We start from the raw sequence: 10,494 nt of genomic DNA, 5'->3' as shown, positions 1-10,494 counted from the left end.
GCATAATGGTGGCTACGGGCCTGCCGGCCGCGGGTCATATGATCGTCGAGCCTAGGCTCCCGCCCGTGGCGGTTCACGTAGACGATTCTGAATCGTTCCGATCCGGTCGCGGATTTGAACTTCCCCAGCCGGCCATCCGCCTTGTCACCGTAGGGCACGACCAATGGGGTCGGGTCGCCGGGGTCGCCGGCCACCGGAGCTCCTTCGGCACCGTTCCGCACGTCATCGCTCACTGGCTTTGATCTCCTCAAGTTTGGCCAGCAACGCGCCTACCGGCCGCGGATATTTCTTCTGCCAGATCTGAAGGGAACCGCCCATACGGTCGAGGTCCTCGAAGGTACGGACAGACGCGCCAACGGCTTCCACCAGCCCTGGTTGGATCACTGGATTACGGTCCGCCCGCCCCACCAGATACCGGAGCGATTCCATCGATGCCGACCGTAGATAACTGGTGTTGAACGCCCGATGCCACAACAATCCGACCCGCTGCAGGATCTCCTGATGCTGTTCCGACATCATCAACAGCAGCGGCCGGGTAGGTGCCCACGGATCTGCCGGATCCCGCGGTGTATCCAGATCGAGGAGAAGCTGAATGAAGGACAGTGCGCCCACCCGGCGGCGACTGATCGGCTCGCCGTCATCCGTCCAGATGCGCAGTTCCTTCAAAACCCGTATCTGCCTCGTCAGAATGGTGGTGGCGTTGTCGTCCGGCATCTTGTGGTCGAACAGCTCCAAAACGCTTTTACTGATCGTAAGCATTGAGACGACGGTGTCCAAATCCACCGGACCGTCAATATCCGCAAGCTCACGCAGCCGGCGCAGAGCGCGCTCCGGGTCAAGCGGACCAACCCCGGAGCCCCACGCCCGCATGGCGGCCCACAGGCGTCCGGGTCGATCGGCGTCGTCGAGCCAGCTGGTCCAGTCGCCCCAGTCGGCAAGCATTTCCACGACCAACGGAAGAAAAGCTCTGGATATGGCGGGAACCCGGAGCGCCAGTGCTGCTGTCTCGATCTCCTCGGTCCGACATGTGTCCGCCAGCGGAAGGAGAACCTCACGCCGGATCTCCTCGAACGACCAGGTGGAAAGGAGCCCGATAGCGGTCGCCACCCGCGCGCGGACAACCGGATCCGAATCGCCGGCCAGATGGCACAGCCATTCCAGGAACGCTGGATGCAGGACATCCTGTTCATGCCAGACCCAGTCCAGGACCCGGGCCGGGTACGTCGGGTCACGGAACCTCACGACCTCAACCTGTGCAGGTCCGTAGTACGTCGGACGGAGCTCGTTCACGATCTCCGCCCGGGCATCCGCGAGCCGGATGCTGCGGTCCGGCGGGAACAGCGCTCGCCGCGGGCGGTCTGCGGCCCGTACCCGGGAGAGCAGCCGCTTTTCCAGGTCGAGCGCGGCCCGGGAAACAGCTGAATACGGAACATTGATCAGCACGCCCAGAGTGAGCAACAAGGCCCGTTGCTCAAGCGAGTCATATCCGCGGGCCCACTCGACGAAACGGGTCGAGACCAAACCGTTCACCCAGGCCTGGATCTCCGGTCCCGATTTATCCATAGCAAGGCGTTCGCCGAGCATGGCGAGTCCGCTGGCCGAATGACCGTCCCGGCAGATCGCCGTGACGAACATGTCGATCTCGCCGTATTCCGCCAGCCGCGACCGGCATTCCGACATCGACAGATCGGAAACGCGTGCATAATGCGCCGCCACGACCTCCACCGAGTCAGGGGGTGGGCCGCAGTCGACCCGGAACCCGGTCAGCGGATCCCCGAAATCGGTACGATCATCGGCCACGACCACGAGCCACGCGTTCTTCTGCCGCAGGCCGCGCGCCAACCGTTCCAAATGGTGACTGCGTAGTCCCGCGGTGCCCACCAGGATGTCCGGGTCCAGTACATGCCCGGTGTCCGCGGCGAAAGTTTCAGGATCAAGATGGCGAAGTTCGGTGTCCGGTTCCAGCCGTCGGTACTCCGGATCCGACGTGGGTTTTTCGCCCGCCCGTCGAGCCATCTCCGTGTGCGCGACCGCGTGAAGCGCATTGAGCGCGGCGGCGGTGCGTCCCCAGCCCGTCGGCGCCTGCACCACGGCGACATGGCGATCGGTCAGCACGCGCACGATATCGGCGAAACGCTCGGGTCGCGCGTAGGCGCCCACGATGCCCGCGAGCTCATCGGCGGTCACCGGGCCGGGCTCGAATGTCGCCTGGCCGCCGAACTGGCCCGCAAACGCACCCACTCCACTACCAACGCTGCCCTGCCGGCCGCCGAACACCACATTGCCGCCGTTGACGACAAGCTGTAGGTAGCTGTTGTTGAGTTCGGCACCCAGCTGTGGAGCGAACTGGGACCGTCCGCCGTCTTTGGCGAATTCTCGAAGGCGTTTCTCCGGATCCCGGCGCGCCCCGTCCACCTTGGGCGGGTCGGCCGCCGGCGTGTCCCCGCCCTGGTTGCGGGCTTGTTTGTCCGGCTGAGGCCGACGTCCCTCATCGCCCCCGGCAGGCGCCCGGTGCCCGCCGGGCGCCGCGTCCTGCCCGCTCCGCCCACCGGCGTCGGCCTTCGGTCGTCTCGCATCGTCCTCGGCCACTGGTCTCCTCTGTCAAGGCCGCCGACACCACAAAGAGTTCGGTCGCGGCTAACCGACTCTGCCGCCGTGGTTTTCCTGGTTGTCCCGCTCCACGACGCGGCCCTGCCTTCCGCCCAAAATCACATTGCCGCCGCTGACTGTCAGCTGGATGGACGAGTCTTTGAACTGCGTGCCATAACTCACAGCGTTGTCGGTTGGGTCCGGGTAGTCATCTTCCGTGTGGTCGTCTTCGTCGTCGGGAGGCATGCCGGGTTCCTTTCGTGAACCATCCTGGTGGGTTCTGTTCACCGCGGCCGGTTCCTTGCGGGGGCTGCTCGGCTGCGCGATGCCGATTCCGGGGACGTGAACCCACGCGCGGGCCTGGTAGGTCTTGACCACGACATCGACCTCGGTGAACGTCTCGGGTCGGATATTTCCATAGCCGTCACGGACGGCCGCGCGGTGAACGCGTTCGGAGACGATGACGGCCAGGTCGGCCTCGGGTTCGTCGCGCAGCGCCTGGCGCAGCGGCTCGGCGTCGACCAGGCGGCACGCCTCGATCACATCGTGGCCTGCCCAGCCGGAACCTTCGGGCAGCACCTCACCGTCGTGGATCGCCAGCCGCAGCCGCATCCGCGCCCAGTCGCTGTGCAGGAGGCGGTCATGCCGTAGTGCCACCGCGAGGCGGTCGACGAACGGATCGAGCAGCCGGACGATGGACACGTCAGGCGGGATCATTATCAGCAGTCCGTCGCCCCGGTCCGCCGCGCTGACCGCGACGTCGGCCCATTCCCGCCACGGCAACTGCGACTCGGTGAACGCCCGGTTGAGAACCTCACGCAGCCGGCGCCGCAGGTCCTTCTGCGTCTGGCTGTCGCGGGAGCTCCAACCTTCGATGTCGCCCACCACGATGCGGCGCGATACAGGTTCGTCGAACACGCGGTACGGCCTTTCCTGAAGGTCGCGTCGGTGGACACGACCGCGGTCCTGGACGGATACTGCGCACGAAGCGCTCGGGACGTCGGCGACCGTCGAAAAAGATCGTCGGTAAGGTCTCAGTAGTGGTAGCCGTCGTCCATGACCGTCGTAGTGGGCCGCTGGCGCGCGTTCGACGTCATCGGTCACATTTAGCGGAGTGTTGTTTCGCCGTACGCGAACGCGCGCAGCTCCTCGACCTTCGAGACCACGATCGTCCGCCCCCTGTTGCTGATCATTCCCTGGGAACGGAAGGCGCTGAGGTCCCGGCCGACCGACTCGCGGGACGCGCCGATCGCAGCCGCGAGGTCATGGTGGGTCGGTCGCAGCGTGATCGCCACACCGCCGTCGGGCTGGGCCTGCCCGTACCGCTGCGCAAGCTCCAGGAGGTGGCGGGCCAGCCGGACGGCGGTCGGATAGGCACCCAGCTCCGAGCGCCGGCGGTCGGACTCCCGCAGCCGCTGGGCGATCGAGCCCACCATGACACGCGCCACCTCGGGATGATCATCTACAAAGGCCCTGAAGGTCTCAGCGGACACCACCCCGACCTCGACGTCCTCCAGCGCCACCACCGACGCCGAGCGGGTCTCGCCGTCGATGACCGCCATTTCGCCGATCAGGTCACCGGGGCCACGGTGAGCAAGCAGCGTCTCGTAGCCACTTTCAGTGACGGTCACAATCTTCACCCGCCCCGATCGAATCACCATTGTCAGGTCGGCGCGATCACCTTCTCGCAACAGGATGTCACCATTTCGATACGTTCTGATCGTCCCGAGTGCTTCAAAAGCCGAGCGGTCAACTGGACTCATCCGGCCACGCTCGCCATAGCCACGCTCGCCATAGCCACTGTCACCTGCGGACACGTGTTCCCCTCCATCACGTGACTGGTGGCGCAGAGTACCCCTTTTGCTGCGCCACAAGGATGCGTCGGGTAGCCACCACCACGGTCCGCTCCCACGTGATGGCGGAAATCGACCATTCTCCCTCGCGCAACGGCAGGCGCGACGTAGGGTCACGTCATCGGCGTATATGCCCATAAGGGGGAATACAGGCGATGCGACGACTGGGTTCTCGGTACGTCCTGCACGAACCGCTGGGACGGGGCGCCGGCGGCGAGGTGTGGCGGGGTGAGCGATTCGACGACGGCACCGGTGACCAGGGGCCGGTCGCAGTCAAGGTGCTACGCCCCGAGCTGGCCGAGGACCCGGACTTCATCGACCGCTTTCTGCGCGAACGCAGGGTGCTGTTGGCTCTGGACGACCCGCACCTGGTGAAGGTCCGCGACGTCGTGGCCGAGGGCGGCACCTTCGCGATCGTGATGGACCTCGTCGACGGTGGGGACCTGCGCGGCTACCTGCGCGAGCGCGGTCGGCTCCCGCAGGCGCAAGCGGTCGATCTGATTGCGCAGGTCCTGTCGGCCCTGGCGGTGGCACACCGGGCCGGTGTCGTCCACCAGGACGTCAAGCCCGCGAACATTCTCCTCGACACGACCGGCCGGGATACCCCCTGGGCGATGCTGACCGACTTCGGGATCGCCCGGCTCACCCAGGGACGGTCGGCGGCCGGGCTCAGCGTGACGATCGGCACGCCCATGTACATGGCGCCGGAACTCGCCACCGACAGGCCGGCAGGGCCCGCCGCGGACCTCTACAGTGCCGGCGTCGTCCTGTACGAACTGCTCGCCGGCCGGCCCCCGTTTGCCGCGCCGAACCCGATCGCCATGATCCGGGCGCACGCGTTCGACCCTCCGCCACCGATCGAGGGTCTCGCCGAGCCGCTGTGGGATGCGCTGCGCGAGCTGCTCGCCAAGCGGCCGGCGGACCGGCCCGCCGACGCACTGGCCGCACGCTCGACGCTGGCCACGGCCCTGGCGCTGGCCACGGCGCTGGCCCCGGCGCTGGCCCCGGCGCCGACGGGCCGGGCACACCGGGCGAAACCATTCATCCCCGAGCTGCCTTCGACCGCCATCCACCTGACCGACGGGTACGAATCCGAACCCGTCCGGATGGCTGGCAGGCGGGCGCCGCGGCCGGTGCCCGTCGCGGTCGCGTGGACGGATGGCCGCAGTACGAGGTTCGGACGCGGCCGCGCGCTGCTCACGGCGGGTGTCGTAGGGGCCGTGCTCGTGGGCCTCTGCTCGTGGACGCTTGCCGCCGGCCTCGGCGGGGACGATCGTGGCCCGGCCGGGCCGGCGTCCACGGCGGCATCCGTGGTGCCGTCCGTGGTGGCTTCCGTGGTGGCTTCCGCAGCCGCGCTGCCAGCCGGTGCGGCCTCCGCGGACCCGACGCTGACGCTGACGCCGTCACCGTCGCCGGCGGACCCCCCACGCGCGCCAGTGCCGGACGTGCGCAACATGGTGCTGGCCGATGCCTCGGCGGCGCTGCGAAAGGCCGGCTTCACCAACATCCCTCACCAGTACGACTGCTACCGGTCACCCAACATCGACAACGTGGTGAGCCAGGAGCCGTCTGCGGGTAGTCGGATCGCCACGACCTCCCCGGTGAGCCTGAAACTGCAGGCCGCCGACTGCGCGACCGTTCCCATCGTTGTAGGGATGATGCTCCGTGACGCCGTGGATACTCTCCAGACGATCGGGTTTACCAACATCTCGTACACGTACGAGTGCCTGAAGTCGATCAGGGTCGGTACCGTGGTCCTCCAGTCGCCGCCTGAGGACACTAGTTACAGCCTGAAGCAATTTGTCAACCTGCGACTGCAGACGGCCAGCTGCTGATCATCCGGACCGGTCGATCGGTAGCGAGCGGCTCGGCCGGACCGGCGCGGTCGCAAATCCGGGCCGTGACTCCCCGTCCAGGCCCCGCGGCACTGGCAGGGTGTGTTGCGGACCACCCAGCGCCGCCCGACCGCCACCGGCGAGCGCTGCCCGACCAGCGCTACCGCCGCCACTGCCGTTACCGCTACCACTGCCGTTACCGCTACCACTACCGTTACTGCCGCCACTGCCGTTACCGCCGCCACTGCCGAAACCCGGCTGGGTACCCGGTCCCGACTGCGACGCCGCGGTCGATGACCGCGGCAGCGCCGCCCACATGTCGACCTCGACGATGATCTCCCCATCCTCGGAGGCCATGCGCAACCGTCCCCCGTGGACCTCGACCAGCCGCCGGACGACGTAGAGGCCCATTCCGGCGCCGTCGATCTCACGGGTCGCCGTCCCGTCCCGTTGGGTGAACGGCTCGAAGAGCTGGCGGATCGTGGCCGGGTCGAGGTCGGGACCGGGGTTGCGGACCCGCAGTACCACCTCATCGCCGACCCGACCCGCGATGAGCCGGACGGGCGCTCCGGGCCAGGAGTGCACCAGCGCGTTGTCGACCAGGTTGGCGACCACCTGGTGCAACGCCTGGCGGGCCATGCGCACCGACAGCTGGGGCGGCAGGTCGACGCTGACGTTCGCCGCGGTGGTCGGTGAGTAGGCCAGCGTCGCCAGCACTTCGTTCACGACCTCGGGAAGGTCCGCGACGGTGTTCTCCTCCGTGCCGGTCGCGGTTGCCGCGGTGAGCATGTTCTCCAGCAACCGGGACAGCCGGTCGGAGTAGTTGACAGCCGAGTCGAGCATGTCGTCGAGCTGCGCCGGCGACATCCGGTCACGCCGACGTTTGATCGTGAGCAGGGTTCCGCGGATGCCGGTCAGGGGCGTCCGAAACTCGTGGGAGACCGTCGCAACAAGATCGCTTCGGATGCGGTCAGTCTCCTCCAGACGAGCCATCAGGCTCTGCTGACCCTCGTAGAGCTGCGCCCGATAGTGCTCGGCCCGGCGCCGGGACTGCTCGTTGAAATACCAGAAGATCACTTGAGCGCCCGCCAACGCGCAGATGAATGCGGCGCTGATCGCGGCGAAGGTCCACGGGGAGTCTGCATGCCGATAGGAGATGATCTGGTCGCCGACCGCGCCGTTGGCGAGGAACACGAACGCGATTGCCAGCAGATAGACCGCCCAGTCCTCGTATAGGGCTATCAACGCGACGACCACGAAAAAGTGGTAGTGCATTTCGGACTGTCCATGCGAGATGTGGACCAGCACCACCGAGCTGCACAGCAGGCCGAGGCTGGTGGCCAGCGCGCGCAACCGGCGGATACCCGGCAGTGCGGCCGCGCCGAGCAGCAGCGCCGCCGGGCCGGCCGACACGAGCCCCTGCCAGACACCGAACTTCTCATATGAGGCACAGCCGACGATGATCGGCAGATGGATGGCAAGGATCCAGACCAGCAGTCGGTGGCGGGCGACCCAGTCCTCTGTGGGCAGGCCCCGCCCGTGCGGAACCCAGCGCAAGGTCTGCCCGCCGAGCTTCTCTGCAGGAAGCATGAACTCGGCGGCGGGTCGATGGCCGGGAGGCGTCCGCTCGGTATGGCGGAGGCGGCCGGCGCGCGCACTGCCGTGGCGGCGCCGGGCCCGGTCGGGAATAGGGGCCGCGGAGGACATCCGAGTCATCCTCTACCGATCGACACCAGGCGCACCATGGCCGTCAAGGATGGTGTGACATGGCAAGCATGCCCACCCGTGACTAGACCATCTTTACCAGGCAGTAACAGGCTCAAAGAGGCGATGGCGCCGTAGGCTCCCGCTTCGACACCCTGTGGTCCGCAAGGTGGCCTTCGGACGGCCACCCAGGAGGAGGACACCGTGCCCCCCGTGACCCTGACCGCGACCCCCCTGACTGCCCTCACCCCGGACCTGACCTGCTCCGGCCCGGCCAGCGCCCTCATGCCCGTCACCGTCACCGTCACCCAACCGGGCGCCCTTGCGAACGCCCCGGCCGAGGCCACCGGCCCGCGGCTGCGGCTCGTCGCCACCAGCCAGCTGGACGAAATCGTGCACGGACGCAGCGGCCCGAGCTCCTGCGGGTGCCGGGAGTGCGCCATGGCACGCCACCCCGCGTCCATGCCCCGGCTCACGGTCATCCGATGATGCCAAGCCGGTAAAGGCTCCCGCCCGCAACCGTCCGTCCAGGTCATGATCGTCCCGTCCAGGTCATGATCGGCGCGAGTTTGTTGTTGCGTACGCTTTTCGGGGCGTTAACCGTACACAGCGACAAACTCGCGCCGATCTTCGGTACGCCCCGGGCGCATCATCGACCTGGCGACCACCGCGAGTAGCAGAAAAGGTCGACGCGTATTCGGCGTGACCAACCGGTGGACACCGTGGATGGCCGGACTTGGGCCGGCCTGGGCCGGCCTGGGCCGGACACGACGACGAAGGCTCCCTGACCGGGTTTGCCCTGGTCAGGGAGCCTTCTGTGCAGGTCGTGCGGGTGTAGCCCCGACCGGATTCGAACCGGCGCTACCGCCTTGAGAGGGCGGCGTCCTAGGCCACTAGACGACGGGGCCAGCTGTTCGTGACTTCAAACACCTCTTACTCCGGACACACTGTACTTCAGACACACTGTACTTCGCAGCGCAGAAAGTCTGACGCTGGGGTACCAGGACTCGAACCTAGACTAACGGAACCAGAATCCGTTGGGCTGCCAATTACCCCATACCCCAAGGTTGCCCTTGCGGGCGAGGCCTACTGTACCGCATCCAGCCGGGGAGCGGCCGGGACCTGTGCCCGCCCGCGTGTCCGAGACCAACCGCCGGGACCGGGAGCCGGTGTCAGCGGGACGTCACCGGGTTGGCGAGGGTGCCGATCCCCTCGACCGTGACGGCCACGGTCCGCCCGGGGCTCATCGGGCCCACCCCGGCCGGCGTTCCGGTCAGCAGGAGGTCACCTGGCAGCAACGTCATCGCCGCCGACATGTACGCGATCAGTGACGCGACGTCGTGCAGCAGCGACTTCGTCCGGGAGTCCTGCCGGAGTTCGCCGTCGAGGGTGGTGCGGATGGCCAGGTCGGACGGGTCGAGATCGGTCTCGATCCACGGCCCGACCGGGCAGAAGGTGTCATGCCCCTTGGCCCGGGTCCACTGACCGTCGGCCTGCTGCTGATCACGGGCGGTGACGTCGTTCGCGCAGGTGAACCCGAGGACGACGTCCAGAGCCCGCTCCACAGGGACATCCCGGCACAGACGCCCGACGACGATCGCAAGCTCACCTTCGTAGTCGACCCGCTCGCTGTCGGGGGGAAGGACGATCGGGTCACCGGGGCCGATCACGCTCGTCGAGGGCTTCAGGAAGAGCAACGGGCTCTGCGGCGAGGCGTCGCCGCCCATCTCCCGGGCATGGTCGGCATAGTTCTTGCCGACGCACAGCACCTTGCTCGGCAGCACCGGCGCCAGCAGCCGCACGTCGCCGAGCACGTGCCGCGCGCCGGTGAAGCTGAACGCACCGAAGGGATGGGGGGTGATCGTGGCCACCGTGGCCTCACCCCGCTCGAGGGCACCTTCCACGATCCCGAAGGCCGGTTCCGTCCCGTCGGTGAACCTGGCGATACGCACCCATCGACGGTACAGGCTGCCGCTCGCCCGATGTGCCCCGAAGCACGCGCGACGACGTCGCGGATAGGCTTTCCGCGCGTCCTTGGAGACCCCGTCCTGGCGACCCCAGCCGAAGGCCCCAGCCGAAGACGCCAGCCGAAGACGCCAGCCAGAGACCCCAGCCCGGAGGCAGCCAGGTGAGCGAGACCACACCCGTCTACGATGTCGGCGCGCCGGAGCCGAAGCCGATCGACGAGGAGCTGAGCGTGAAGCTCGGCCACCTCGCTGAGGACGCAATCCTGCGCGGCAAGCCCAACGGCGACGAGCGGTGCGACAACTGCCTGTACTACCTCGACGGCGACAGGGACATCACCTACTGCTGGCACCCGAAGCTGCGCATCCTGGTCGGCGGCGACTGGTGGTGCCAGTGGTGGGAAGAGATCCCCGAGGACTGACCCCGGCATCGGCCCCGGCATCGGCCCCGGCCTCGGCGGCTCTGGCCCCGGCTCTGACCCCGGCGGCCCCGGCCCAGACCCCGGGGGAAGTCGCGTACGACCGCCACCGCCGTTGCCTGCGTACGAG

At 67.7% G+C, this 10,494-nt stretch carries 9 protein-coding genes and 2 tRNA genes; 3 read left to right on the top strand and 8 right to left on the bottom strand.

Annotated elements, in window-relative coordinates:
- The 4 genes from U9977_RS18780 to U9977_RS18765 form a co-directional block, all read right to left on the bottom strand.
- Window positions 1-194, bottom strand: a 194-nt coding sequence (locus U9977_RS18780) for a hypothetical protein (protein ID WP_322750587.1), incomplete at its 3' end; no start/stop codon positions are given.
- Window positions 195-222: 28 nt separating this feature from the next.
- Window positions 223-2,589 (bottom strand): hypothetical protein, encoded by a 2,367-nt coding sequence (locus U9977_RS18775; protein ID WP_322750586.1) that lies wholly within the window; start codon window positions 2,587-2,589, stop codon window positions 223-225.
- A 48-nt stretch (window positions 2,590-2,637) separates the two neighbouring features.
- Complete coding sequence (locus tag U9977_RS18770) at window positions 2,638-3,507, bottom strand: hypothetical protein (RefSeq protein WP_322750585.1); 870 nt, start codon at window positions 3,505-3,507, stop codon at window positions 2,638-2,640.
- 188 nt (window positions 3,508-3,695) lie between these two features.
- A complete protein-coding gene (locus U9977_RS18765) occupies window positions 3,696-4,406 on the bottom strand; it encodes a Crp/Fnr family transcriptional regulator (protein ID WP_322750584.1) in 711 nt (236 codons plus the stop codon).
- A 191-nt stretch (window positions 4,407-4,597) separates the two neighbouring features.
- On the opposite strand from U9977_RS18765, the gene U9977_RS18760 reads away from it, so the two are divergent.
- The gene (locus U9977_RS18760; protein ID WP_322750583.1) at window positions 4,598-6,277 is read left to right on the top strand and encodes a serine/threonine protein kinase; all 1,680 of its coding nucleotides are present in this window, start codon (window positions 4,598-4,600) and stop codon (window positions 6,275-6,277) included.
- Here U9977_RS18760 and U9977_RS18755 read toward each other — a convergent pair whose 3' ends face one another.
- Window positions 6,278-7,984, bottom strand: coding sequence for a HAMP domain-containing sensor histidine kinase (locus U9977_RS18755; protein WP_322750582.1), 1,707 nt, complete (start codon window positions 7,982-7,984; stop codon window positions 6,278-6,280).
- Between the two features lie 201 nt (window positions 7,985-8,185).
- On the opposite strand from U9977_RS18755, the gene U9977_RS18750 reads away from it, so the two are divergent.
- On the top strand, window positions 8,186-8,470 hold the full coding sequence (locus U9977_RS18750) for a hypothetical protein (RefSeq protein ID WP_322750581.1): 285 nt from the start codon (window positions 8,186-8,188) through the stop codon (window positions 8,468-8,470).
- Window positions 8,471-8,816: 346 nt separating this feature from the next.
- On the opposite strand, the gene U9977_RS18745 is transcribed toward U9977_RS18750, so the two are convergent.
- The 3 genes from U9977_RS18745 to U9977_RS18735 form a co-directional block, all read right to left on the bottom strand.
- Window positions 8,817-8,889: transfer RNA gene (locus tag U9977_RS18745), tRNA-Glu, on the bottom strand.
- A gap of 84 nt (window positions 8,890-8,973) precedes the next feature.
- Window positions 8,974-9,045: transfer RNA gene (locus U9977_RS18740), tRNA-Gln, on the bottom strand.
- Window positions 9,046-9,153: 108 nt separating this feature from the next.
- Window positions 9,154-9,933, bottom strand: a complete 780-nt coding sequence (locus tag U9977_RS18735; protein WP_322750580.1) for a fumarylacetoacetate hydrolase family protein — start codon at window positions 9,931-9,933, stop codon at window positions 9,154-9,156.
- 176 nt (window positions 9,934-10,109) lie between these two features.
- Here U9977_RS18735 and U9977_RS18730 point away from each other — a divergent pair, with 176 nt between their 5' ends.
- Window positions 10,110-10,367 (top strand): hypothetical protein, encoded by a 258-nt coding sequence (locus tag U9977_RS18730; protein WP_322750579.1) that lies wholly within the window; start codon window positions 10,110-10,112, stop codon window positions 10,365-10,367.
- Window positions 10,368-10,494 lie beyond the last annotated feature (127 nt).

Origin of the sequence: Protofrankia sp. Cas8, assembly GCF_963555845.1 — a bacterium.
GTDB lineage: Bacteria > Actinomycetota > Actinomycetes > Frankiales > Frankiaceae > Protofrankia.
Note: the sequence above shows the minus strand (reverse complement) of the source record. Positions and strands in the feature narration are given on the sequence as shown.